The sequence below is a fragment of the Microbacterium sp. NPDC028030 genome (assembly GCF_040637855.1).
Classification (GTDB): Bacteria; Actinomycetota; Actinomycetes; order Actinomycetales; family Microbacteriaceae; genus Microbacterium.
This window is the reverse complement of record NZ_JBEZXF010000003.1, coordinates 176410-200676: the sequence shown is the minus strand read 5'-3', so window position 1 is coordinate 200676 and position 24267 is coordinate 176410. Positions and strand designations below refer to the sequence as shown.

The window sequence follows — 24267 nt, the reverse complement described above, 5'->3', positions numbered from 1 at the left end:
ACGAACCGTCGACGAAGCACCCGGGAGTCCGGGCGTGGCCGACGTACGGATCAGTAGTAGACGGAGATCTCGAGGCCCTCGGGGGACCAGTCGTAGACGTACTTGGCGAGATCGATCGGCAGGTTCACGCAGCCGTGGCTCATCCGCTGGCCGAAGTTGTTGTGCCAGTAGGTGCCGTGGAAGCCGATGTTCGGCGCGAACCAGGTGATCCACGGCACGTCTTCGGTGCAGTACGGAGCGCCTTCGTAGCAGCCCATGTCCTGCATCGCCGTGTGTGCGAACACCTTGAAGTTGCCGGTCGGGGTGAGGGTTCCGGGCAGACCGGTCGAGACGGCCCAGGACTTCACGACCTCGTTGTTCTCGAACAGATAGGCGCGCTGCTGACTCAGGTTGATCTCGATGCGGCGGAACAGGTTCACGGTCTCGAACGCGGTCTCGCTGACGGTGAGCGCGAACACGCCGTCGCCCGCGGTGAGCTGCTCGGCGAACTGCTCCGCGACGGTCGACGTGTCGCCGAGCGCGCGCCCCGTGGCGCCCTTCTGCTCCGAGCGGAGCACGGTGCCGGCGGAATCGACGATGTTGGTCGCGTTGACCGCGGCCCGGTCGACGAGACCCGGCAGTGTGTCGACGGTCGCCTGAATCGCCTGCGGATCGGCCTCGATGCGCAGTTGACCGTCGTCGTCGACCACGGTCAGCCAGGTCGCGGCGACGGCCGGAGTGACCGGCACCGTGCGCTCGTCGCCGACATAGAAGCCGATGCTCCCGAGCAGCGTGTTGAGTTCGGTGGCGGTGGCCGTCGCATCGTCGTCCGACACGGCGGGCAGCGCTTCGGCAGGTCCGCCGGGGTATTCGAGCGATGTGGCGCCGTCTGCGACCGCGTCCGCGAAGGCGACGGTGAGTGCGTCGACGTCGATCCCCGTGCCGGCCTCGGACGGGGTGATCACATATGTGCCGCTCGCGGCGTCGAACACGACTCCGGCATCGACGGGGTCGGTGAAGCTCGTCGGCACTGCGGCGCGCAGTGCGGTGCCGGCGGTGTCGGCGTCGAGCACGATATCGGCGGGAACCGGGTCGCCCATCCACATCCCGAGGTTCCACATCGGGCGATCGGCGAACGCGGCGTCGGCCAGGGTCGTCGCGTCGACCTGCGCGCCGAGGTCGGCACCGGTGAGCACGACATCCCCACCCTCGCCCGTGAGCGTGACCTCGGTCTCGGCGAGATGAGAGCTGATGGCGTCGGCCGCGGCACCGGGAGTCATCCATCCCACGGGGATGCCGGCGACCGTGGTGCCGGGAGCGATGAGGATCAAGGAAGCGGCACCCGCGCCCAGGGCGACGGCCCCGATGCCGAGGCCGATCCACAGGCCGAGGTGGCGCTTCTTGGGAGCCGGTTCGACGGGCGCCCAGGCGAGGGGCTGCTCTCCGGTGCCTGACGGCATCGCGTCGGTGGAAGAGTCTCCCGATGTGAGCCCCGCGGTGGGTGCGGAGTCGTCGCCGTGCGCCTCGGCTGCGGCGCCCGGCGCAGAAATCAGATCGGTCACGAACTTCACCCCCCGGATCTCAAAACGTGTCCTGAGGTCCAATGGTACGGGATGGGAGGTAACGGGGAGGCAACGGTCCGTGATACGGTGCCTCCCCGCACTGCCTCCGTCAGTCGACGATGGCGATGCCGTCGATCTCGACGAGCATCTCCTCGCGCGGCAGACCGGTGAAGACCGTGGTGCGCGACGGGAGCACGCCGTCGGTGGTGTGCGCTGTCACGAACTCGCCATAGGCCTCGTTCATGATCGGGAAGTCCTCGCGCTTGGTGAGGTACACGCGCAGCATGACGACATCGTCGAACGTCGCGCCGGACGCCTCGACGATCGCCTTGACGTTCTCGAGCGTGCGAGTCGTCTGCGCGGCGACATCGCCGGGGAAGAGATACTCGTTGGTACGCGGGTCGACGGGACCCTGGCCGGAGACCTGGACGAACGGGCCCTTGCGGATCCCCTGGGAGAAGGTGTGAGCAGGGGCGGGGGCGGCGTCGGTGGATACTCGGATCTTCGCGGTCATGCCATCAGCCTAGTAGCCTTGTTAGATGCCTCTACAAATTCCGGATCCCGTTCTCGGCGCCTGGGCGAAGGGGTTCCCCGCGCACGCCGCAGGGCTTCGGCTCTCCGAGGTGCACGGCGCCGGCTTGCGTCTCTCCGACCTGGTCACACCGGTGATGACCGTCCACGAAGAGGCGCTGACCCACAACGAGGACACCGTCTTCGGCTGGGCTGCGGAGCGTGGCGTGCTGCTCGCTCCGCACGGCAAGACCACCATGGCGCCGGCGCTCTGGCAGCGGCTTCTCGACGCGGGGGCGTGGGGCATCTCGGTCGCGACGCCGTGGCAGGCCGAGGTCGCCGTCGACGCCGGCGTCTCGACGGTGCTGATCGCCAACGCGGTGACGGATCTCGCCGCGGTGCGACGGCTCGGCGTGCTGCTCGCCGGTGCTGGCGTGCGGGTGCTGTGCTGGGCGGACTCGCTCGGAGGGGTCGCGATCCTCGCAGAGGGCATGCGCGACGCCGAGCGCCCGCTGGACGTGCTGGTCGAGCTCGGAGGAGCGCGCGGGCGCACCGGCGCCCGGTCCGTGGAGGAAGGGGAGCGGATCGCCGAAGCGGTCTCCACCGCCCCCGGACTTCGACTGGCCGGTGTCGCGGGATACGAGGGACCGTTCGGACCGGATCGCAGCGAGGACTCGATCGCCGCCGTCGACCGGTACCTGCGCTCGATCGTCGAGCTGCACGACCGGCTGACGTATTCCGAGGGTGTCCGGCCCGTGCTGAGCGCGGGAGGCAGCGCCTTCCCCGATCGCGCCGCCGCGGTGCTCGCGCCACGGAACGTCGACGCCGATATCGTGCTGCGTTCTGGCGCGTTCCAGATCCACGACGACGGCTTCTACTCCCGCATGTCGCCCTTCGGTGCGCTGACCGAGACGGCGCCGCTCCGTTCGGCGATGCACGTCTGGTCGCGGGTGGTCTCGCAGCCCGAGGACGGTCTCGCCCTGTTGGATGCGGGGCGGCGCGATGTGCCCTTCGACCTGGACCTTCCGGTGCCGCAGTCGGTCGACGGCGAAGTGACGGCGCTGAACGATCAGCACGCGTTCCTGCATCTCGCCGATGGCACCACCGCGGCGGTCGGCGACGTCGTGCGGCTGGGACTCTCCCACCCGTGCACCGCGTTCGACAAGTGGCGGGTGGTCGCGGTCATCGACGATCCCGACGCAGAGGACCCCCGGGTGATCGGGGCGGTGGCGACATGCTTCTGAGCGCGGAGAAGGCCTCCGCGGGGCTCGTCCGCGTCTATCGGGGTGCCACGGTCGTCGACGGAACGGGCGCCCCCCGTTTCGCGGCCGACGTCGCGGTGGAAGGCGCCAGGGTCGTGGCCGTCGTACCACGGGGCAGCCGACCCGACGAACTCGAACTCCCGGCGGGGGCGGTCGAGATCGCGGCAGAGGGACTCGTCCTGGCGCCGGGCTTCATCGACATGCACGCCCACAGCGACCTCGCGGTGCTCGGCGGGGCCACGCACGACGCGAAGATCAGGCAGGGTGTCACGACCGAGGTGCTCGGGCAGGACGGCCTCGGCTACGCGCCGCTCGACGACGCCGCCGCAGCTGTCATCCCCGCGCAGATCGCGGGGTGGAACGGCCTGCCCGCCGACGTGCCATGGCGGTCGATGGACGACCTGCTGTCGGCCATCGATGCGGCGACCGTCGCGAACGCCGCCGTTCTGGTTCCGCAGGGGAACCTGCGGATGATGGTGGTCGGACACGAGAACCGGCGAGCGACGCCCACCGAGATCGCATCGATGGCGGAGGTGCTCGGCGCCGCCCTCGATGCGGGAGCGTTCGGCATGTCGAGCGGTCTCACCTATACGCCGGGCATGTACGCCGACACGGCAGAGCTCGAGGCGCTGTGCCGAGTCGTCGCCGAGCGCGGCGGCTACTGGGCGCCCCACACCCGAAGCTACGGAGGGGGAGCGCTCGACGCGTATCGGGAGGCGCTCGACATCGGTCGCCGCACCGGGTGCCCCGTGCATCTCACGCACGCCACGATGAACTTCGCGCCGAATCGCGGCAGGGCGGAGGAACTCCTCGCCCTGATCGACGAGGCGATCGCCGACGGCGTGGACGTGACCCTCGACACCTACCCGTACCTGCCCGGGGCGACTACGCTGGCCGCGCTGCTGCCGAGTCGGCTCGCGGCGACCGGAGACCTTCTCGGCGCCCTCGCCGCACTCGATGCCGGAGGGCGGGAGGGCCTGCGCGTCGAGCTGGAGGAGGTCGGCTGCGACGGCTTCCACGGTGAGAAGGCCGACTGGACGCAGATCCAGATCTCGGGCGCGGCGAACCCGGCGCTCGGGGGTCTCGTCGGACGCACGGTCGCGGAGATCGCCACCGCGACGGGTCGCCGAGCCGTCGACGTCGTGATCGACACGGTGATCCAGGACTCCGGGGCCACCGGAATCCTGATGCACATCGGAGACGAGGAGAACGTCCGCGCGATCATGCGCCACCCGCAGCATTCGGGCGGGAGCGACGGCATCCTGATCGGCGCCAGGCCGCACCCGCGCGGCCGGGGGACCTTCCCGCGCTATCTGGGTCACTACGTGCGTGAGCTCGGCGTCCTGACGCTCGAGGAGGCCGTGCGTCACCTGTCGGGCACACCGGCCCGACGCCTCGGGCTCGACAGAGGAGACGCGCCGCGCGGCATCATCCGGGACGGCGCGACTGCCGACCTCGTGCTGTTCGACCCCGAGGCCATCGCGGCGGGCGCCACCTTCGACTCTCCGCTCGCTGCTCCGCGCGGCATCGTGGAGGTGCTGGTCGGAGGAGTGGCTGTGCTGGCCGACGGCGAGCCCACCGGTGCCGCACCGGGGCGCGCCCTGCGGATGCCGCCACCGCCCCATCGGGCGACCGTGCCGCGGGTCGACGCACGCATCGACCCTTCCGTGCCCGGGTTCGCCTGGGCGGGCGACACCCCGATCCGAGCCGCCTCCGACCTCGCCGCTTCGGTGGTGCGGTTGGGCGGCGGAGGGGCGTCGGAGGATGCGTCCCCCATCCGCCTCCTGGTCGATGAGACTCTCGGCGCAGAGGCGGAGGCAGCCGGCCGCATCGGCGCTGAGGCGTTCCGGGTGACCGTGAGCGCGGACGGCATCGAGATCCGAGGCGCGACCCCGGGCGGTGTGTTCCGGGGTGCCACCGTGCTGCGACAGCTCCGCGATCCCGATGCGTCAGACGCCGTCGTCCCCGCCGGCGTGTGGGAGGGGGCGCCCGCGTACGAGTGGCGCGGGGCGATGCTCGACGTCGCCAGGCATTTCCGTCCCGTCGACGAGGTGCGTCGGCTCATCGACCTGCTCGCCGACCACCACCTCAACGTCCTGCATCTGCATCTCACGGATGACCAGGGGTGGCGCTTCGAGGTCCCCGGTTTCCCCCGGCTCACCGAGATCGGCTCTAGGCGGATGGCCACGCAGACCGGTCACGGTCCTCTCGCGACGGTGGAACCCGGTGTGCACGAGGGGTTCTACACCGCCGCCGAGCTGCGCGACCTCGTGGACTACGCCGCCGCGCGCTTCGTGACGCTCGTACCCGAGGTCGAGCTGCCCGGCCACATCCAGGCTGCGCTCGCGGCATACCCCGAACTCGGCAACGTCGACGTCGGCGATCCGGTCACCGCGCCGTGGGAGCGTTTCGGTGTCAACCCCCGCACGCTGGCTCCGACCGAGGCGTCGCTGGCGTTCGGTCGCAAGGCCATCGACGCCCTGTGCGACGTGTTCGACGCGGAGTGGATCGGGATCGGCGGAGACGAGGTGCCCGTGACGGAGTGGGCGCAGAGCGCCGCAGCCTCCGAACGCATGCGGGAACTCGGACTCGCCACCGCGCACGACGTGCAACCGTGGTTCACGGCGCACTTCGTGGCGCACGTCCGCTCCCGGGGGCGGACCGCCCTGGCATGGGACGAGGTCCTCGAGGGCGATGTGCCGGATGGGGTGCGGATCCTGGCCTGGCGCGGCCCCGTGGCGATGCGGGACGCCCTCGCTCGTGGCATCCCCGTGGTGGCCTGTCCCGACCTCGAGGTGTACCTCGACTATCCCCAGTCGGAGTCCGTGGAGGAGCCGATCAGGGTGGGGCCTCCGCTGTCGATCGAGCGGGCGTACACGCTGCGGATCGAGGACGGCGCTGTCGGAGGGCAGGCCAACGTCTGGAGCGAGCACCTGCCGACACGGGATCGTGTCGACTTCGCGATGTTCCCTCGTCTGGCGGCGATCGCCGAGCGCCTCTGGGAGGGCGGTGATCCGGCGCCGTTCGCGGACTTCGGTCGGCGCCTGCCCACGCACCTGCGCCGCCTCCGCGCCGCCGGGGTGCGGTATCGTCCCCTTGACGGCCCGACACCCGCTCAACGCCGACCCGGCGTGCCGGGCAAACCGCTCACGATCGCGGCTCGGGAGGACATCGTCGCGGGTCTGGTCGCTCGCCTGGTGGAGCGCTCTCGGGCCGCTTCCGCCGAGCATCGAAAGTAATGTAACGTTTCGGTAACCCTGCCTGCGCGTGCGCGGGCAGAGGTTGCGTAAATTTTGTTCGTAAGGTCTACTAACAAACATGTCCGTTTCGGATGAACAGCGTCCAGCGTCGCCGGCAGAGTACCTCGGCGCGAACTCGCACGCCTTCGGCCCAGGGCGCCACCTGCGTTCGCGCTCCAAAGTGCTTCCTGAGCACGCTCGCGGGCACAACCGGGCACTCGTGCTTCAGACGCTGTATCACGCCGGAGCCATGAGTCGCGCCGACCTCTCGCGTGAGACGGGGCTGACCAGGGTGACGATCTCCGATCTGGTCGCGGAGTTCATCGCCGACGGCATCGTGATCGAGATGGGCGTCCGCGAGGCAGTAGGCCCCGGCAAGCCCCCGATCCTGATCGACATCGACCGGTTCGGCCACCAGATCCTCGGCCTCGACCTCTCCGGCCCCAGTGCGTTCACCGGTGCGGTGCTGAGCCTCGACGGCGACGTCCTCGAGCGACGTGAGGTGCCGCGACCGGAGTCACCAGACGGCGAAGCTGCCTATGCGGCGCTGCACCAGCTGGCGCAGACCCTCGTCGCCGCCTCGACGCAGCCGCTGCTGGGCGTCGGCATCGGCACACCCGGCGTCGTGCGACCCGACGGTCTCGTCCTCAGCTCTCCGAACCTCGGCTGGACCAACTTCCCGCTGGAGGCGAAGCTCGGGGTCGACCTCGACCTGCCCGTCCTCGCCAGGAACGACGCCAACGCCGCTGTGCTCGCCGAGTACACGTTCGGCGACGCGAAGGCCGACTTCATGCTGATCAAGATCGGTCGAGGGGTCGGCGCCGGCCTCATCACCGGCAGCCAGCCGCTGCTCGGCAGTCGCTTCGCTGCAGGGGAGATCGGTCACGTCGTGGTCGGCACGGACGGAGGGCCGCGCTGCGCCTGCGGCAAGGACGGATGCCTCGAAGCCTGGCTCAGCGTCAGCCGCCTCGGAGCCGCGATCGCCGCCGATCCCGCGGCGCGGGACGAGATCCTGCGCGACGCCGGCACCCGCATGGCCATCGCCATCGCCCCGATCGTCGCCGCGCTCGACCTGTCGGAAGTCGTGCTCTCCGGGCCCGCCGACCTGCTCGACGGCATCCTGATCGACGCCGCGATCGAGACTCTGCACGCGCGGACTCTCGAGGGCGTGTTCGAGGACGTCGAGGTGCGTCTCACGCACCAGGACGACATCGTGCTGCGCGGAGCCGCGGTGATGGTCCTCTCGGGCCAGCTGGGAGTGTCGTGAGGATTGCTCTCACCGCCGGCACCGCAGGGCGTGGCATCTGATGACCGATGCGGGCACCGCCGACCGTTCCGGTCGGCCGATCCGTGTGGGCCTCGACGTCGGCGGCACCAAGATCGATGCCGTGGCGGTCGACGCAGCCGGTGAGATCATCGGAAGGCTGCGTCGCCCGACCGGCTGGGGTGACGACGCGGTCGTCGAGAGCATCGTCACCTCGGTCGCGACGCTCGCCGACGAGACGGGCCTGACGGTCTCGCGCATCGGCTCCGTCGGGATCGGCATCCCCGGACTCGTCGACGCGGAGGCCGGACGCGTGGACCACGCCGTCAACCTCGGAGTCGAGTCGCTCGACCTCGCCGAGCGCGCCGAGCGCGCACTGGGTGTGCCTTTCCGGGTGGAGAACGACGTGAAGGCCGCTGCGCTCGGTGCGGCCGCGCTCAGCGGCGTCTCCGGGTCGATGGCCTATCTCAATCTCGGCACGGGGGTCGCCGCAGGGATCGTGATCGACGGACGGATCTGGCGCGGCGCTCGAGGCACAGCCGGCGAAGTGGGGCACCTCTCGGTCGACCCGCACGGCCGTCTGTGCGGATGCGGACAGCGCGGGTGCATCGAGACCTTCTGCGGCGGCGGCGCCCTCGCCAAGGCGTGGGGACGCCCGGGCGCTCTTCCCATCCGCGACATCTTCGACGCCGCAGACGCGGGCGATCCGCTGGCACTCGCGCTCCGTGACGATCTCTACCACGGAGCGGCCGCCGCCGTGCGGGTGCTCGTGCTCTCGGCCGACGTCGAGACCGTCATCATCGGGGGAGGCCTGACCGCGCTCGGTGGACGCCTCGAAGACGGCATCCGCGCGGCGCTGCATGCGGGGGCCGAGGCCTCGCCGTTCATGCGGTCGCTCCGGCTGGATGAGAGAATCGAACTGCTGTCCGCGGGGTCTCCCGCCGCCGCTTTCGGCGCCGCGCTCGTCGGCGCGTCCATCACCGAGAAGGAGATCGTCCCGCATGGCTGAGGTCGTCATCGTCGAGAATGCCGAGGCCGCCGGTGAGCTGGTCGCCACAGAGATCGTCGAGCTGATCGACCGTCGTTCCGACGCGGTGCTCGGTCTCGCCACGGGATCGACCCCGCTGCCCGTGTACCAGGCGCTGCGCTCGAAGCTCGCCGGCCGCGACGTCTCCCAGGTGCGCGGCTTCGCGCTGGACGAGTACGTGGGCATCGACCCGACCCACCCGGAGAGCTACCGCTCGGTCATCGCTCGCGAGGTCGTCGAACCGCTCGGGCTCGACCCGCAGCGCATCCACGTTCCCAACGGCGCGCTCGCGACGATCCAGCACGCGGGCGACGACTACGAGGCCGCCATCGACGCGGCGGGTGGCGTCGATCTGCAGATCCTCGGAATCGGCACCGACGGACACATCGGCTTCAACGAGCCCGGCTCGTCGTTCGCCTCCCGTACGCGCGTCAAGACGCTCACCGAGCAGACCCGCGAAGACAACGCCCGCTTCTTCGACTCGATCGACGACGTGCCGATGCACTGCATCACGCAGGGGCTCGGAACCATCCTCAAGGCGCGCCACCTCGTGCTGCTGGCGTTCGGTGCGGGCAAGGCCGAGGCCGTGGCAGGCGCCGTCGAAGGACCGCTCACGGCTCTCCTGCCCGGCTCCGCGATCCAGCTCCACCCGCATGCGACGATCGTCGTCGACGAAGCAGCCGCATCACAGCTCTCGCTCGCCGACTACTACCGCTACACCTTCGCGAACAAGCCGGAGTGGCAGGGCATCTGACGCCCGCCGAGCGTCCTCAGTCCTGGGCGAGCGCAGGCCAGGCGATCGGCAGCAGGTGCTCTGTGCTCAGCGGTGCCAGGGCGAGCGTCGGCATGTCTTCCCGGGTGATCCAACGGAGCTCGGCGAGCTCGGCCTGGACGGTCACGGCCTCCGGATCGACGCTCGTCGCGAAGGCCTCTGCGACGACACGGTGGCCCGGCTCGTTGGCCGCGGCCGAGGCGAACGTTCCCAGAGGCCGGAGGTCGCGCTCCTCCAGGAGCAGCCCCAGTTCCTCGTGGAGTTCGCGGATCAACGTCTGAGCGGGGGACTCGCCGGGCTCGGGCTTTCCGCCCGGCTGCATGAACGTCGTCGTGCCCTCCTTGCGGACGACGAGGACGCGTCCTTCGTCATCGACGATCACGGCCGCGCTCACGTGGATGTCAGGCATCGAAGACCTTCCCTGGGTTGAGGATCCCGAGCGGATCGAAGACCGCCGTGATCTGCCGCTGCAGGTGCCATTGGTCGTCTCCCAGCTCTTCGGCCAGCCAGCGTCGCTTCAGCACGCCGATGCCGTGCTCTCCGGTGAGCGTCCCACCGAGCCGGATGGCGGCGCGGAACAGGTCGTCTGCGGCCGCCCACACCTCTGAGGGGACCTCGGGTCCGTCGAACAGGAAATTCGGATGCAGGTTTCCGTCGCCGGCATGGGCGACGGTCGGGATGCGCAGACCGTACTCGCGTTCGATGCGGGCGATCTCGTCGAACATCGCGGGCATCGCGCTGCGCGGCACCGCGACGTCTTCGATCAGGGATGTGCCCAGCGATGCCATCGCCGCGTGCATCGACCGCCGGATAGCGAGCAGACGCTCTCCTTCGGCTCTGTCGTGCGAGACGACCGTGCTTCCGTCGTGTGCGCGCAGGATGTCCGCGATCGCCTCCGCCTCGGCACGGGCCGCCGGTCCGTCGGTCTGGATCGTGAGCTGCGCGGCGCCCGGCGTCGGGGCGGGGAGAGCGAGTAGCGCATGCACGGCCTCGAGGCTGGCGGCATCCATGAGCTCCATGATCGCCGGTTGCACGCCGGCTGCGGTCACGGCGGCGGAGGCCGCAGCAGCAGCCCGGACGCCGGGGAAGGTCGCAGCGATCGTGCAGGTGTTGCCCGGGACCAGCCGGCGCAGCTTGAGCGTCGCCCCGACCACGACCCCCAGAGTCCCCTCGGAGCCGATCACGAGGGCAGTGAGGTCCAGACCGGTGACGCCCTTGACGCTGCGATGGCCGAGGTGCAACAGGCGCCCGTCGGCGAGCACGAGGTCTACGCCGAGCACCGCATCGCGCACGACGCCGTACTTCGCGCACAGCAGGCCGCCCGCACCTGTGGCGATGTTGCCGCCGACGGTGGAGATGTCGCGGCTGGCAGGATCGGGTGCCCACCACAGCCCGTGGCGGCCGAGCTCGGCATTGAGATCGGCATTCAGGATGCCCGGTTCGACGACCGCGAGCAGATCGTCGGCCCGTACCTCGAGAATCGCCGTCATCCGACGCACGGACAGCACGATCTCGCCCGCGCCTGCATTGGCGGCACCAGCCAGTCCGGTGCCGGCACCACGGATCACGACGGGCGTGCGCGTGGCCGTGGCGATGCGCATGGTCTGTTGGACGTCTTCGACGCTCTCGGCATGGACGACAGCGACCGGGAGCCCTGCTGCGGCATGACCCGAACGGTCGGCCCTCGCCTCGTCGAGTGACGCGGGACTGGTGTCCACGAGCGCTCCGAGCGACTCCTGCAGCTGCGACAGCACGCTCACGTCAGACGCTCACGACAGGGCGGTCACGACAGGGCGCGGCGGCCGCTGAGCACGCCGGCGACGACGGCGACGAGGGCGAAGGCGGTGCCGATCAGGGCCTGTCCCATCGACCACCAGGCGATGGTGACGCCGACGTAGACGAGCAGTTCGACGGCGGCGCGGAGGAAGGGGTGCACCCGGAGCACGGCCCGAGGCGACAGGAAGAGCGCCCAGATCAGGATGACGATGACGGGGGCCCCGATCCCGATGATGATGTTCCACGGGAGCGACCAGGTGGCGAAGCCCCAGAGCGCGAGCGATGCGACCGCGACCACCAGGACGATCGTGCGGACGATGTCGAGCGCGGAGATGACCGGGCGCTCGACGCCGGGAACGGGTGCGGGATCCGAGGACATGGATCCAGTCTATTCGGCGGGCGGGGCGTCCTCGGCCGGAGCGGCAGGGGCCTCGACCGACTCGCCCTCGGCGGGAGCTGTCGGCGACGCCGGTGCGAGGGCCTCGGGTGCAGGTGCAGGCTCAGGTGCAGGCTCGGGTGCAGGTGCAGGTGCAGGTGCAGGTGCAGGTGCAGGTGCGGGCTCTGGTGCCGGAGCCGGAGCGGGTGCAGGTGCAGGTGTGGACTCCGGTGCAGGCGCGGGCTCGGGGACCGGGGCGGGGTCGACCTGTATCGTCGTCGCGGCGTCGGTCTGCGTGGTCTCGACAGGTACGACGGCCGTCTCCGTGGCGGGGTCCTGCGGCTGGTCGATCGGAACGTCTTCGACCGGTCGCGTGGACTCGAGTGCCAGCAGGGTGGTGCTGGCCGAGGGACCGATCTCGCCGTCGAGCAGATAGCGGAAGGTCACCGTCGTCCGGCCGGCGAGAAGATACTGGAAGAGGCTCGGACGGAGGTCGATCGTCCCGAGTCCGGCGTCGTCGAGGACGATGCTGTCTCCGCCGCCGCTGCTTCCGTCCAGCAGTGCCTCGACCGTCGTGCCGGGGGCGCCGGTGACCGGGATGCTGTAGTGGACGGTCAGGCCTTCGAACCAGATGGTGGCGAGATCCCAGGTCGGAGCCTCGGTGGGAACAGCCGGGTCGACGGGGTCCACGGGGTCCACCGGGTCGACGGGGTCTACGGGGTCTACCGGGTCGACGGGGTCTACGGGGTCCACCGGGTCGACGGGATCCACGGGGTCCACCGGATCCACGGGGTCCACCGGGTCGACGGGGTCCACCGGGTCGACGGGGTCCACCGGGTCGACCGGGGTGGTCGGGTCCACGGGGTCCACGGGGTCGACCGGAATGACCGGAGGAGCGACCGGGGGAGCCACGACCGGTCCGGTCTGCTCGGCCGCCGGTTCCGTGGTCTCGTCTTCCACCGGAGTGACGGGCGCCTCTTCCGGAACGGTGACCGGCGGCTCGATGACGATCGGCTCGTCCAGGTTCATGGATTCATCGGGGCCGACATCTGAGGTGATCGACGACGCATCCTGATCGCCTGCGCTGGGGAGCGACGTCGCGGGATCGGCACCGGTGAGCCCGGGGATGATCGTCGCGGCGGCCACGACACCTGCGACGACGAGCGCCGCGGACCCGGCTCCGACCAGGGCGCCGATTCCGGTGAACACGCCACCAGCGGCTCCTGCTCCCGCCGCCCCGGTTGCACCGCCTCCGGCGGCACCTCCCGCGGTGCTGCCACCGGCGCCGCCAGCCGTCCCACTGCTGGAGCCATGGGCGCCGGCGGCGCCGGCGGTCACGGCAGGGCCTGACACGTCCCCGCCGAACACGGCTCCCGGGATGTCGGAGGGCATCGCGGCGAGTGCGACGATCGGTGTGCCCGCACCCTGCAGCGTCGCGAGGTACCCCGAGGCGCCGGTGACGCCCAGCACGAGCGGCAGCAGCACGAGCGCGAGACGCTTCGAGACGTCTTTGGCCTCTGCAGCCACGATCATGCAGCGAGCGCACTCGTCGAGGTGCAGCTCGAGGCGCTTGTGGTCGCGTGTGCTGAGGTTGCCCCGCGAGTACGCGCCCAGGTGCTCGATCGTCCACTGGCATTCGGATCCATCGGCCGCGCTGCGCAGGTGTGCTTGGACCCAGGCTTCGCGCAGGCCCTCGCGTGCACGGAACGCCAGCTGCGATACGGCGCCGGACTTCATCCCGAGGAGACGGCCGACCTCCTGGGGCTTCATCTGCTCGATCTCGGTGTACCAGAGCACTTCCTGCCAGCGGGAGGGAAGGCTCCGGAACGCCTGCGCGGTCAGGCTCCGGTCGAGAGCCTCGTTCTCGGCCTGGTCGGTCGTCTCGGGATCGGCCACCGAGTCGAGCTCGTCGATCGCGGTCTCGCGGCGTGCCCGGCCCCAGCCTGCCGCGGTGTTGCGGATGCTCGTGAACAGATAGGCGCGGAAGGAGCCGTTCGGTCCGCCGCCCTTGAGGATCGCCTGGTAGATGCGGGTGTACGCCTCCTGCACCAGGTCGTCCGGGTCGATCGACGAGGTGATCGACCGCGCGACGGCCATGCCGGAGGGATAGTGCCGCCGCCAGAGTTCGCCGAATGCCCCCGTGTCGCCCGAGCGGGCGCGGAGGATCAGGTCGGCATCGCCGATCGGCTGGTCGTCTGTCGTGTTCTCTTCGTGCACAATCATCCATCTGTCGCGGGGCGCGGTGCGTCTCTACAGGGGAGACGCGCGAAAGCGCCGCTCATCACGCGACTTCACCATTCTCTCGCGAATCTCCCAGGGAAGCCACCCTTCCCGACAATTCCAAGACGATGCCCGGCTTCGCGCCCCCGCCCGGCCAGGGCCCATGCGGCTGGCGGCGGTCGTTCTCGAAAGAACTTCCCGAAGTCGCGTAATGAACCGTGGGGGTCGCCGTCTCATCCCATGGAGACAGCCGTACGAACTCCTCCGGGGGGCGGGGTTCAGGCGCTGGTGCGAGGGGCAACTGCACCGGTCGGGTGGGTCGGGAACCTCGGGGGAGGAGTCCTCGGCCGCCCAGCTCTGGAGGGGGAACGGGGTCGCCGATCTGGGGAACGGCGGCCCCCCGTTCCGTCGGCGCGAGGTCCGACAGGACTTCTCGAAGAAATTTCGAGAAGTCGCGTAATGAATCGATGAGGCTGCCGTCTCATCCCATAGAGACAGCCGTACGAACTCCTCCGGGGGGCGGAGTTCAGGCGCTGGTGCGAGGGGCAACTGCACCGGTCGGGTGGGTCGGGAACCTCGGGGGAGGAGTCCCGGCCCCCCTTCTCTGGAGGGGGAACGGGGTCGCCGATCTGGGGAACGGCGACCCCCCGCCCTCGACACGCACGACCGGAGAGCGCAGAGCTGCGCGTCGCGCGAATGCGTGCTCGTTCAGCCGAGCAGCCCTGGTCCCGACCACACTCGCGCGATGCGCAGTTCCGCATCCAGGAGCACGGCATCGCCCATCATCCCGGGGCGCAGGCTCCCGAGCGTGGCTTCCCGTCCGATCGCTCTCGCCGGCGTCTCCGTGAGAGCGCGAACGCCCTCGGCCAGGGGCACACCCGCGGCGACTGCGCGCTGCAATGCGACGTCCTGCGTGAGTGTCGATCCCGCGATCGAGCCGGTGTCATCCGCCCGAGCCACGCCGGCTTCGACCGTGACGCTCACCGCGCCGAGGTCGTAATGACCGTCGGCAGTGCCCGCGGCGGCCATCGCATCGGTGATCAGCGCCACGCGACCGGGGGCGGCGTCGAACACCAGCTTGACCACGTGGGGGTCGAGGTGCACATCGTCGGCGATGGCCTCGAGCACGACTCGATGGTCGGCGGCTGCGGCGAGCACCGGCCCAGGAGCGCGGTGGTGGATGCCGGGCATCGCGTTGAACGCGTGGGTCAGGATCGACGCGCCCGCCTCGAATGCGGCGACGGCCATCTCGGCATCCGCGTCGGTATGCCCGACGGCGGCAGCGGCACCGGCGGCGACGATCCGCCGGATCGCCTCCAGTCCGCCGGGGAGTTCCGGCGCGATCGTGACCTGGCGGACCGTCCCGCGTCCGGCCTCCAGCAGTCGCTCGACGTCGGCGGGGTCGGGGTGGCGCAGCAGCGAGGGCTCGTGGGCGCCGTGATGGCCGGGGTCGAGGAAGGGTCCCTCGAGGTGAGAGCCCAGGATGTCGGCGTCGGTGTCGGTCAGGTCCGCGATGGTGGCCACATTTCGCACCAGCTCGTCCAGCGGCGCCGTCACGAGTGACACGACCGCCCGAGTGGTCCCGTGAGCACGATGCAGCTCTCGCGCGGTGCGGATCGCCTCGACGCCGTCGTCGAACGACGCCCCGGCACCGCCGTGTCCGTGGATGTCGATGAAACCGGGGGTGAGCACCGCGCCGGGACCCGCGACCGCGGCGGCGTCGACGACGTCGTCGGCCGGTTCCCATGTTGAGCCGGTGCCCCGAGCCGTGACGATGCCACGCTCGATGCGGATCCATCCGTCGTCGACTGTCTCGCCCCGGTCGATGATCCGTGCGGAGTGGATGACCAGTGAACCGGTCGTGGAGGAGTGGGTGCTCAACGTGCGCTCCAGGGGATCTCGTCAGCGGGGTGGAACTTCACCCCTTCAGCCTTCCACAGCGGCGCGAGCGATCCGACGCGCACACGGAAGGACTCCCACACCCGATCCGGGGCCTCTCTCGGCGACCACGCGACCTCTGCCTGGGCCGCGGCCCGGGGGAACACCAGCTGCTCGACCTCGTCGAGAGTGCGGGTGGTCTCGGACCACAGCGGCGCCTCGATGCCGAGGATCGCGGACTCCGGTACGTCGAGGACCGCGGTCGGCTCCCACTCGTAGGCGCTGCGGACGTCGATGACCGCGGCCCACGTGAGTCCGAGCGGGAAGTCCTCGGTGTACTTCATGTCGAGATAGGTGACGTTCGCGGCGGACATGATCAATGCCCCTCCGCGCTCGACGAAGTGGGCTGCCTCCGCGGCATGCGCGCCCGCGGGCGTGGTCATCCCCCAGTACTGCCCGACGGTGCCCTCGGCGATACCCGCCGCTGACCCCATCTCGTGCCAGGCGATCGGGACCTTCCCTGCATCGACGACGATCTCCGTCGCGCGCTCGGCGAACAGGTCGAAGTCGGCCTGGGGGGTCCCGAGAGATTCGTCGCCCCCGATGTGGATGTACGGGCCGGGGGTCATCTCCGCCAGCTCGCGAACGACATCACGGACGAAATCGTAGGTGCGCTCCTCGTGGATACGGACGCTGGAATGCCCGACGCCCCACCCCAGGTACGGCTTCCCCGCCTCGGGCAGCTGCTGTCCGAGGCGCTGCGAGTCGGCGACGAGGGTGTCGTTGAGGACCGGGGCCTCCACGAGTTCGGGATAGGCCACTCCGATCGCATGCGTGTGGCCTGGCAGGTCGATCTCGGGGATGACGATCATGTGGCGCGACGCTGCATACGCCACGATCTCGCGGTAGTCGTCCTTCGAGTAGAAGCCCCCGGGGTGGCCGTCGACGGAGGTGCCGGAGGACAGCTGCGTCAACCGCGGCCAGGAGTCGATGTGCACACGCCACCCCTGATCGTCGCTCAGGTGCAGGTGCAGGTGGTTGAGCTTGAGGGCGCTGGTGCTGTCGATGAACCTCTTCACGTCTTCGACGCCGAAGAAGTGCCGCGCGACGTCGAGCATCACCCCGCGCCGTGCGAAGCGCGGGGAGTCCGCGACGTCCGCACCGAGGAGACTCCAGCCCGTGTCGTCCTGCCGCAGCAGTTGCAGCAGCGTCTGGACACCGTAGAAGAGGCCTGCCTCATCGGCGCCGATGACGGCCGCGCGCTCGCCCACCTCGAGCGTGTAGCCCTCCGGCGCCGAGGATTCCGCGTCCACGAACAGCTCGATCTCCGCAGGGGCCGTCTCGACGGGCGTGAGGCGGATGCCGGTGCGGCGCTCCACCGCGGCGAGCAGCTCGGCTGCAGCGGGCGCGTGGCCGAGCACGCGCGTCGTCGCGGTGATCGGCATCCGGCCCTCCCGTGCGATGGCGGAGACGGGCGCTGGTACGAGCGGGAGAGGATGAGGAAGGACCATGAACAAAACCTACCGGCCGTGATCGCCGAGCGGAATGGGGAAGTCGAATCGATTCTGCGACCGGTGTCGAAGCCGCAGCGTTCCCGTGGGTCGACATCCGCTATGCTCGTACTCGTCGCGACTGGCGTCTGGGTGGACTACCACCGGGGAGCGACTGACCACGGAATTCGACCGCGCGCCTGGGCCGATAGGAACACCCCTTCGAATCCGTCGTCAAAGGAGCATGTCACCATGACCGACCGTTACTTCAACGCCCCGCTCGCCGAAGTCGATCCGGAGATCGCCGAGGTGCTCGACCGGGAGCTGAAGCGCCAGCAGACCTTCCTCGAGATGATCGCGTCCGAGAACTTCGTTCCCGTCTCGGTGCTGCAGTCGCAGGGCTCCGTGCTCACGAACAAGTACGCCGAAGGGTACCCCGGGCGCCGGTACTACGGCGGCTGCGAAGAAGTCGACGTCGCGGAATCCCTCGCGATCGAGCGGGCGAAGAGCCTGTTCGGTGCGGAGTTCGCGAACGTGCAGCCGCATTCCGGCGCCTCGGCCAACGCGGCCGTCCTGCACGCGATCGCGCGTCCCGGCGACACGCTGCTCGGTCTGTCGCTCGACCAGGGCGGTCACCTCACGCACGGCATGAAGATCAACTTCTCGGGCCGGCTCTACGACATCGTCGCCTACGGCGTGGACCCCGGGACCTCGACCATCGACATGGCAGAGGTGCGCCGGCTCGCGATCGAGCACAAGCCGAAGGTCATCATCGCCGGCTGGTCGGCATATCCGCGCACGATGGACTTCGCCGCGTTCCGTGAGATCGCCGACGAGGTGGGTGCCCTGCTCTGGGTCGACATGGCGCACTTCGCCGGCCTGGTCGCCGCAGGTCTGCACCCGAACCCGGTGCCGCACGCCCACGTCGTCTCCTCGACCGTGCACAAGACCATCGGCGGTCCCCGCTCCGGCTTCATCCTCACGAACGACGCCGAGCTCGCGAAGAAGATCAACTCCGCCGTGTTCCCCGGCCAGCAGGGCGGTCCGCTCATGCACGTGATCGCCGCCAAGGCGACCGCGTTCAAGCTCGCCGGAACCCCGGAGTTCAAGGAGCGTCAGGAGCGCGTGCTGCGCGGCGCGAAGCTCATCGCCGAGCGGCTGTCGCAGCAGGACGTGAAGGAGGCGGGCATCGCCGTGCGCTCGGGGGGCACCGACGTGCACCTCGTACTGGTCGACCTGCGCGAGGCCGAGGTCGACGGCAAGCAGGCGGAAGACCTCCTCCACGACATCCACATCACGGTCAACCGCAACGCCGTGCCGAACGACCCGCGACCGCCGATGGTGACCTCGGGCCTGCGCATCGGCACCCCGGCGCTCGCGACCCGCGGGTTCGGGGATGCGGAGTTCACCGAGGTGGCCGACATCATCGCGCTCGCGCTGCTCCCCGGGGCGGATGTCGAGTCGCTGCGCGCCCGCGTCGATGCCCTCGCTGCGTCGTTCCCGCTCTACCCCGACCTGCAGCAGTAACCCCTCGCCTCGCCCGCCCTTCGCCTCTACCCGCGAGCGCACGGGATGCTGCCGAGTGCACGGCTTGTCAACGCGAACAAGCCGTGCACTCGACGAGAAGCCGTGCGCTCGGGGAGACGGCGAGACGTATGACGCACGACGGAAGGAAGAGAGACATGACCGCGAAGATCCTGGACGGGAAGGCCGCATCGGCCGCCATCCGCGCAGAGCTGACCGAGCGCGTCGCTGCGCTGAAGGCGAAGGGCATCACGCCGGGAATCGCCACCGTGCTGGTGGGTGCCGACCCGGCATCGCAGCTGTACGTGGGCATGAAGCACCGGCAGTCCGAGGCGATCGGGATGAACTCGATCCAGCGGGAACTGCCTGCCGACGCGTCGCAGGCCGAGGTCGAGGCGCTGATCGACGAGCTCAACGCCGACCCCGCATGTCACGGCTACATCGTGCAGCTGCCGCTGCCGAAGCACCTCGACACCGACGCCATCCTCGAGCGGATCGACCCTGCGAAGGATGCGGACGGCCTGCACCCGACCAACCTCGGACGCCTGGTGCTCAACGTCAACGGGCCCATCCACACGCCGTTGCCGTGCACGCCGCGCGGCGTGATCGAGCTGCTGCTGCGCAACGACTATGACCTCACGGGCAAGCACGTGGTCGTCGTCGGCCGTGGCGTCACGATCGGCCGTTCGATCGGACTGCTGCTGACCCGCCGTGAACTGAACGCCACGGTGACCCTCACCCACACGGGCACCGTCGACATGCCGCGATACCTGCGGGAGGCCGACGTGATCGTCGCGGCGGCAGGTGTCAAGCACCTGATCCGCGCGGAAGACGTCAAGCCCGGCGCGGCGGTGCTGGATGTCGGTGTGACGCGCGAGAGCGACGCCGAGACCGGGAAGAGTCTGGTCTTCGGTGATGTGGCGCCCGAGGTGGCCGAGGTCGCGGGCTACCTCTCCCCGAACCCCGGAGGTGTGGGCCCGATGACGGTCGCACTGCTCATGACGAACGTGGTCGAGGCTGCGGAGCGCCTCCTCTGACGCTCGCGCCAGATCGCAGAAACGCACGACGTCGCAGGAGTCCGCGAGATCCCTGCGACGTCGTGCGTATCTGCGAGGGCTGACCGGTTCAACCGAGTTCGTCGAGCATCCGACGCTGCTCCGGCGTCAGACCGTCCTTCAGCTCCTCGCGGGCGGCGGCGGTCTCGCGGGTGTCCGCTGCGGACGGCGCCGCGGCAGGAGCGGAATCCGCGCCCCGACCCCGGACGCGAGCCTGCACGGAGTCGTAGATCTCCCCGGCCTTCGCGCGCATCCTGTCGTCGATCTGGTCGTAGATCATCCACCCGAACAGCAGCGCGAGCGGCGGGAGCACGAAAGCCCAGAAGCCGGACGCTCGCACGCCGCTCAGCCACACCGTGAGCACCCAGATGATGAGCTCGACGAGGTATACGAGCACGTACTGCACGACCTTCTCGCCTGTCTTCGTGCGCTCGGCCGCCGACTTCGCGGCGGACCTCCGGAACGCTCCGGAGAGGAGCGGCTTCACGAACAGCGCGGCCAGGGTCAGGATGACGCCGGCCCACAGGGCGTTCCACCCGACCGAGACGCCGGGGAGCAGCAGCCCGATCAGCAGCAGCACCGCGACGTCGAACACGTAGAGGGCGGCGAACCGGACGATTCCGTTCTTCATGCGGCTAGGATCCCACATCGGTCCCGGACGGTCGAGCGCGATGGTCGTCGCGCTCCGGTGGGTCAGCCCTGCGCGTGGAGGGTGCTCTCGATCCCGCTGATGCGGGCCCGGTCGTCGAATCGGAAGGTCGCCGTACCCGACGAGTCCGACACGGTGGCTCCGGAGAAGGCGTCATCGGTCCAGGTGAGGGTCCAGTTCGCGAGGCGCGCGAGATCCCAGACGGACGTCCGCGCGTCGGGGAGGTTCACGCCGGCGAGGACACGAGGGAGCGCGACGACGGCATCGGCCACGGTGAGCGGGGCGAGCGGAGCATCGAGGAGGAACACCGCGCGCGTCCCGTTGCCGACGGGCGCCGAGTAGTACGGCGAGCGGCCGGTGAGTTCCACGGCCACGCCTCCGACCGCGTGAGCAGCCTGAGCGATCCAGTCGTCGTCGCCCGATGCGTCTGCGGGGAACGGCACCTCCGACGTCGTGAGCTCTGCGATGCCGTGCTCAGTGCCGTAGGCGTGCAGTTGCCCGGCAACACCCTGTGCGTCTCCGCTGGGGTGCGCCCAGGCCCACAGCAGCGACCGGGGCCCCGGCGCGATCGTCGCGATCAGATGCGCGCGCGTCACCAGCTGACGCGTGGGGTCGGCGTTCGCCGTGAACGTCAGGGTTCCTGCGGCCATGTCAGCATCCCAGCGGTGCTCGCCGAGGGCGTCGGCGGCAGCGGAGAAGGCGTCCTGTCGGAGGGCGACGAACAGGGCGGCACGGTCGGCGAGAGGCTGGAGCGCGGCGAAGGTCATGCGCACAGTCTCGCCGGGAATTCTATGAATCCGCTAGTTCACCCGAGGTCGCGACGGCGCGCTCCGGGCGTCCCATCCGCCACACGGCAGGCACCAGCAGTGTGAGCAGAGCGACCGCGGCGTACACCGCACCCGAGGCGACGAGCACGGTCGAGGCATCCGCGTGCGTGATCAGCCACCCGTACACGAGCGTGCCGATCGGCATCACGACGAAGCTGCCGAGCATGTCGTAGCTCGCGACCCGGGAGAGCTTCTCCCCGGGGATGTTCTCCATCATCGCGAGGTTCCATCCCGTGCTGAAGACCTCGGCGCCCGCGCCGGCGATGAACGCCGCCATGGCGAGCAGCACGACCGCGGGGTGGATCCCGAGCACGGTGAGAGGGACCGCGAAGGCCGCCATCCCGATCATCCCGTACCGCAGCGGTCGACGCAGGGGGAACCACATCAGCAGGAGCGTCATCAACAGGACACCCGCACCCTCGGCGCTCACGACCCATCCCCAGCCGGTGATGCCGAGCCGATCGTCGTTCTTGGCGATGTAGGGGCCGACCACGCCCCAGGCGCCGACATGGATGGCGTTCATGATCATGAAGGCCAGCACGATCGTCCAGAGCCAGGAGCGGCTCCAGAACTCCTGCCACCCGATGCGCAGGTCGCGGAACATCGTGGTGCCGCCCGTGTGCGCCGGTGGCGGCAGCGTGACCAGGGCGAGCACGGGGATCGCGATCACCCACCCTGCGGCCTGCACCACCATCGCCCAGGCCGGCCCGGCGGTGGCGACCAGGATGCCGGCGATGATCGGACCGCCGATCGTGACGGCCGACCGCACGAACGAGAGCATCGCGTTCGCTTGCTGCAGATGCTCCGGCGTCGTCAGCTGCGGGATGATGCCCTGCATCGCCGGCATGACGAAGGCGGTGGAGGCGCCGTTCACGATGGACAGCACGACGAGCAGCGGGATCGTGGCGGAGCCGGTGAACAGGAGGGCGGCGATCGTGCCGATCGACAGGATGTCGACCACGTAGCAGGCCTGGATGATCAGCGCACGCGGGAGGCGGTCGGCGATCACGCCGCCGAACAACACGAACACGATGTTGCTGACCGTGAAGGCGGCGAGCACGAGAGACAGCGAACGCGCGTCGTTGTCGATCTCCAGCACCGCGAAGGCGAGGGCGATCGACGACATGGAACCGGCGATCATCGTGATCGCGCGGGCGAGGAAGAACCAGCGGAAGTTCCGGTCCTGCATCGCGGCGAGCCCGCGGCTCACCGCACGATCCCGATCCTGTGCACCCGGCCATCCTGCCACGGGTGCTGCGCGTTCGAGGCCCGCACCGACCCGCGGTCAGTAGCTGGCGCGGGTGCTTCCGTCCGTCGGGGTGAACCGTGCGGCCAGCGCCTCTGAGGCGCGCGCCAGGAGGGCGACGTCGGCGCCCACCGCCACGAAGTCGGCGCCCGCGGCGAGGTACGCATCCGCGGCCGCAGGATCGAACGCGTTCACCCCCACCGGCTTGCCGGCAGCGGTGACCGCGGCGAACACCGCGGACACGGCTGCGGTCACATCGGGATGGGTCTGCTGACCGAGCAGCCCCATCGAGGCGGAGAGGTCGGAGGGGCCGACGAACACCGCGTCGACGCCGTCGACCGCGGCGATCTCGGCCGCCGCCTCGACACCCGCCGCCGTCTCGATCTGCACGGTGAGCGAGGTGTGCTGCGCGGACTCCTGCAGATAGCGATCGACGCGGTTCCACCGTGCGCTGCGGGCCAGGGCGCTGCCCACCCCGCGGACCCCTGCCGGGGGATACCGGGTCGCGGCGACGGCGGCGCGCGCTTCGTCAGCGGAGGACACCATCGGCACGATCAGGTTCTGCGCGCCGAGGTCGAGGATCTGCTTGATCGCGACCGCATCGTTGGAGGGCACGCGCACGAGCGGAACGATCGGATACGCGGCGACGGCCTGGAGCTGCAGGAGCACGGATTCGAGAGTGTTCGCCGAGTGCTCCATGTCGATCAGCAGCCAGTCGAGCCCCGACCCTGCGGCGACCTCGGCCAGGAGCGGACTGCCCGAGCACACCCACATCCCCACGAAGGGGTGATCCGCGCCTGCGAGCTGCTCGCGGAAGGAAGGGTCTAGACGAAGCGGCATGCGATTGTTCCCATCGGTCCGTAATCGCACAGCACCTCATCGCCACGCGACACCCACATCGGGCGCGTGAACGATCCTGCCAGGATGATCTCGCCGGCTTCGAGACGCGCGCCGTGCTGATGGAACTTGTTCGCCAGCCACGCCACGCCCGTCGCGGGGTGCCCCAGCACGCCTGCGGCCACCCCGGTCTCCTCGATCTCGCCGTTGCGCGAGAGCACGCCAGGCACCCACCGCAGGTCGATCTCGTCCGGACGCCTGTGCACCGTGCCGAGCACCATGGCCCCGTAGGCCGCGTTGTCGCTGATCGTGTCGACGATCGTGCGGCCCTCGAGTTCGATGTGCGAGTTCAGCACCTCGAGGGCCGGCACGGCGTAGTCGATCGCGGCGAGGGCGTCCTCGAGCGTGCAGTCCGGACCCTCGAGAGGCTCTTTGAGCACGAAGGCGAGCTCGACCTCGATGCGCACGTTCGAGAAGTGGTCGACGGGGATCTCGGCGCCGGACTCGTACACGGTGTCGTCGAACATCACGCCGTAGTCCGGTTCGGTGATGCCGGTCGCCTGCTGCATCGCCTTCGAGGTGAGGCCGATCTTGCGACCGACGAGCCGGCGCCCTGCCGCGATCTGCGAGTCGCGCCAGACACCTTGGATCGCATACGAGTCCTCGACCGTCGCCTCCGGGAAACGCGCGGTGATACGGGGGATCACCGCGTGCGTGCGGTCGGCCTCGGCGAGCTCGGCCGCGATCTGCGTGATGGTCTCCGCTGACAGCATC

At 69.9% G+C, this 24267-nt stretch carries 20 protein-coding genes and 1 riboswitch; of the genes, 7 read left to right on the top strand and 13 right to left on the bottom strand.

Annotated features, from left to right (window positions below):
• Positions 1-50: 50 nt before the first annotated feature.
• Positions 51-1541 (bottom strand): L,D-transpeptidase, encoded by a 1491-nt coding sequence (locus tag AB0E56_RS15410; RefSeq protein ID WP_359800421.1) that lies wholly within the window; start codon positions 1539-1541, stop codon positions 51-53.
• Between the two features lie 109 nt (positions 1542-1650).
• Positions 1651-2055: a RidA family protein gene (locus tag AB0E56_RS15405; protein WP_359800419.1), complete on the bottom strand. Its 405-nt coding sequence runs from the start codon at positions 2053-2055 to the stop codon at positions 1651-1653.
• A 25-nt stretch (positions 2056-2080) separates the two neighbouring features.
• Between AB0E56_RS15405 and AB0E56_RS15400 the strand changes: the two genes are divergently transcribed.
• From AB0E56_RS15400 to nagB, 5 genes are all read left to right on the top strand, one after another.
• Positions 2081-3295: an amino acid deaminase gene (locus AB0E56_RS15400; RefSeq protein ID WP_359800416.1), complete on the top strand. Its 1215-nt coding sequence runs from the start codon at positions 2081-2083 to the stop codon at positions 3293-3295.
• On the top strand, positions 3286-6552 hold the full coding sequence (locus AB0E56_RS15395; RefSeq protein WP_359800414.1) for a family 20 glycosylhydrolase: 3267 nt from the start codon (positions 3286-3288) through the stop codon (positions 6550-6552). The genes AB0E56_RS15400 and AB0E56_RS15395 overlap by 10 nt, the downstream gene beginning before the upstream one ends.
• Positions 6553-6631: 79 nt before the next feature.
• Positions 6632-7819, top strand: a complete 1188-nt coding sequence (locus AB0E56_RS15390) for an ROK family transcriptional regulator (protein WP_359800412.1) — start codon at positions 6632-6634, stop codon at positions 7817-7819.
• Positions 7820-7859: 40 nt separating this feature from the next.
• The gene (locus tag AB0E56_RS15385; protein WP_359800411.1) at positions 7860-8825 is read left to right on the top strand and encodes an ROK family protein; all 966 of its coding nucleotides are present in this window, start codon (positions 7860-7862) and stop codon (positions 8823-8825) included.
• On the top strand, positions 8818-9597 hold the full coding sequence (nagB, locus tag AB0E56_RS15380) for a glucosamine-6-phosphate deaminase (protein WP_359800409.1): 780 nt from the start codon (positions 8818-8820) through the stop codon (positions 9595-9597). Before AB0E56_RS15385 ends, nagB begins: the two co-directional genes overlap by 8 nt.
• Positions 9598-9613: 16 nt before the next feature.
• On the opposite strand, the gene AB0E56_RS15375 is transcribed toward nagB, so the two are convergent.
• The 6 genes from AB0E56_RS15375 to AB0E56_RS15350 all read right to left on the bottom strand — a co-directional run bounded on the left by AB0E56_RS15375 (position 9614) and on the right by AB0E56_RS15350 (position 17376).
• Positions 9614-10024: an NUDIX domain-containing protein gene (locus tag AB0E56_RS15375; protein ID WP_359800406.1), complete on the bottom strand. Its 411-nt coding sequence runs from the start codon at positions 10022-10024 to the stop codon at positions 9614-9616.
• A complete protein-coding gene (locus tag AB0E56_RS15370; protein ID WP_359800404.1) occupies positions 10017-11375 on the bottom strand; it encodes an FAD-linked oxidase C-terminal domain-containing protein in 1359 nt (452 codons plus the stop codon). The genes AB0E56_RS15375 and AB0E56_RS15370 overlap by 8 nt, the downstream gene beginning before the upstream one ends.
• Positions 11376-11398: 23 nt before the next feature.
• A complete protein-coding gene (locus AB0E56_RS15365) occupies positions 11399-11770 on the bottom strand; it encodes a YrdB family protein (protein ID WP_359800402.1) in 372 nt (123 codons plus the stop codon).
• A 9-nt stretch (positions 11771-11779) separates the two neighbouring features.
• Positions 11780-13984 carry a sigma-70 family RNA polymerase sigma factor gene (locus AB0E56_RS15360; RefSeq protein ID WP_359800401.1) on the bottom strand — a complete coding sequence of 735 codons (2205 nt, stop codon included), beginning with the start codon at positions 13982-13984 and terminating at the stop codon, positions 11780-11782.
• A 711-nt stretch (positions 13985-14695) separates the two neighbouring features.
• Entirely contained in the window at positions 14696-15868 is a 1173-nt protein-coding gene (nagA, locus tag AB0E56_RS15355) for an N-acetylglucosamine-6-phosphate deacetylase (protein WP_359800399.1), read from the bottom strand.
• A complete protein-coding gene (locus AB0E56_RS15350; protein ID WP_359800396.1) occupies positions 15865-17376 on the bottom strand; it encodes a family 20 glycosylhydrolase in 1512 nt (503 codons plus the stop codon). The genes nagA and AB0E56_RS15350 overlap by 4 nt, the downstream gene beginning before the upstream one ends.
• Before the next feature lie 107 nt (positions 17377-17483).
• A riboswitch (ZMP/ZTP riboswitch) is annotated at positions 17484-17568 on the top strand.
• Positions 17569-17607: 39 nt separating this feature from the next.
• Here AB0E56_RS15350 and glyA point away from each other — a divergent pair.
• Positions 17608-18882, top strand: coding sequence for a serine hydroxymethyltransferase (gene glyA / locus AB0E56_RS15345; RefSeq protein WP_359800395.1), 1275 nt, complete (start codon positions 17608-17610; stop codon positions 18880-18882).
• Between the two features lie 155 nt (positions 18883-19037).
• A complete protein-coding gene (locus AB0E56_RS15340; RefSeq protein ID WP_359800393.1) occupies positions 19038-19916 on the top strand; it encodes a bifunctional methylenetetrahydrofolate dehydrogenase/methenyltetrahydrofolate cyclohydrolase in 879 nt (292 codons plus the stop codon).
• An 88-nt stretch (positions 19917-20004) separates the two neighbouring features.
• On the opposite strand, the gene AB0E56_RS15335 is transcribed toward AB0E56_RS15340, so the two are convergent.
• The 5 genes from AB0E56_RS15335 to AB0E56_RS15315 all read right to left on the bottom strand — a co-directional run bounded on the left by AB0E56_RS15335 (position 20005) and on the right by AB0E56_RS15315 (position 24266).
• Positions 20005-20565, bottom strand: a complete 561-nt coding sequence (locus AB0E56_RS15335) for a hypothetical protein (RefSeq protein ID WP_359800392.1) — start codon at positions 20563-20565, stop codon at positions 20005-20007.
• A 62-nt stretch (positions 20566-20627) separates the two neighbouring features.
• Positions 20628-21350, bottom strand: a complete 723-nt coding sequence (locus AB0E56_RS15330) for a DUF6882 domain-containing protein (protein WP_359800391.1) — start codon at positions 21348-21350, stop codon at positions 20628-20630.
• A gap of 22 nt (positions 21351-21372) precedes the next feature.
• Complete coding sequence (locus AB0E56_RS15325) at positions 21373-22620, bottom strand: MFS transporter (RefSeq protein WP_359800390.1); 1248 nt, start codon at positions 22618-22620, stop codon at positions 21373-21375.
• 75 nt (positions 22621-22695) lie between these two features.
• Positions 22696-23496, bottom strand: coding sequence for an aldolase/citrate lyase family protein (locus AB0E56_RS15320; protein ID WP_359800389.1), 801 nt, complete (start codon positions 23494-23496; stop codon positions 22696-22698).
• Complete coding sequence (locus AB0E56_RS15315; RefSeq protein ID WP_359800388.1) at positions 23481-24266, bottom strand: fumarylacetoacetate hydrolase family protein; 786 nt, start codon at positions 24264-24266, stop codon at positions 23481-23483. The genes AB0E56_RS15320 and AB0E56_RS15315 overlap by 16 nt, the downstream gene beginning before the upstream one ends.
• Position 24267 lies beyond the last annotated feature (1 nt).

Coding starts and splice junctions, on each gene's coding strand:
- AB0E56_RS15405 (WP_359800419.1), bottom strand. CDS start 2,055: ATGACCGCGAAGATCCGAGTATCCACCGACGCCGCCCCCGCCCCTGCT.
- AB0E56_RS15400 (WP_359800416.1), top strand. CDS start 2,081: ATGCCTCTACAAATTCCGGATCCCGTTCTCGGCGCCTGGGCGAAGGGG.
- AB0E56_RS15395 (WP_359800414.1), top strand. CDS start 3,286: ATGCTTCTGAGCGCGGAGAAGGCCTCCGCGGGGCTCGTCCGCGTCTAT.
- AB0E56_RS15390 (WP_359800412.1), top strand. CDS start 6,632: ATGTCCGTTTCGGATGAACAGCGTCCAGCGTCGCCGGCAGAGTACCTC.
- AB0E56_RS15385 (WP_359800411.1), top strand. CDS start 7,860: ATGACCGATGCGGGCACCGCCGACCGTTCCGGTCGGCCGATCCGTGTG.
- nagB (WP_359800409.1), top strand. CDS start 8,818: ATGGCTGAGGTCGTCATCGTCGAGAATGCCGAGGCCGCCGGTGAGCTG.
- AB0E56_RS15375 (WP_359800406.1), bottom strand. CDS start 10,024: ATGCCTGACATCCACGTGAGCGCGGCCGTGATCGTCGATGACGAAGGA.
- AB0E56_RS15365 (WP_359800402.1), bottom strand. CDS start 11,770: ATGTCCTCGGATCCCGCACCCGTTCCCGGCGTCGAGCGCCCGGTCATC.
- AB0E56_RS15350 (WP_359800396.1), bottom strand. CDS start 17,376: ATGGTCCTTCCTCATCCTCTCCCGCTCGTACCAGCGCCCGTCTCCGCC.
- glyA (WP_359800395.1), top strand. CDS start 17,608: ATGACCGACCGTTACTTCAACGCCCCGCTCGCCGAAGTCGATCCGGAG.
- AB0E56_RS15340 (WP_359800393.1), top strand. CDS start 19,038: ATGACCGCGAAGATCCTGGACGGGAAGGCCGCATCGGCCGCCATCCGC.
- AB0E56_RS15335 (WP_359800392.1), bottom strand. CDS start 20,565: ATGAAGAACGGAATCGTCCGGTTCGCCGCCCTCTACGTGTTCGACGTC.
- AB0E56_RS15330 (WP_359800391.1), bottom strand. CDS start 21,350: ATGACCTTCGCCGCGCTCCAGCCTCTCGCCGACCGTGCCGCCCTGTTC.
- AB0E56_RS15320 (WP_359800389.1), bottom strand. CDS start 23,496: ATGCCGCTTCGTCTAGACCCTTCCTTCCGCGAGCAGCTCGCAGGCGCG.
- AB0E56_RS15315 (WP_359800388.1), bottom strand. CDS start 24,266: ATGCTGTCAGCGGAGACCATCACGCAGATCGCGGCCGAGCTCGCCGAG.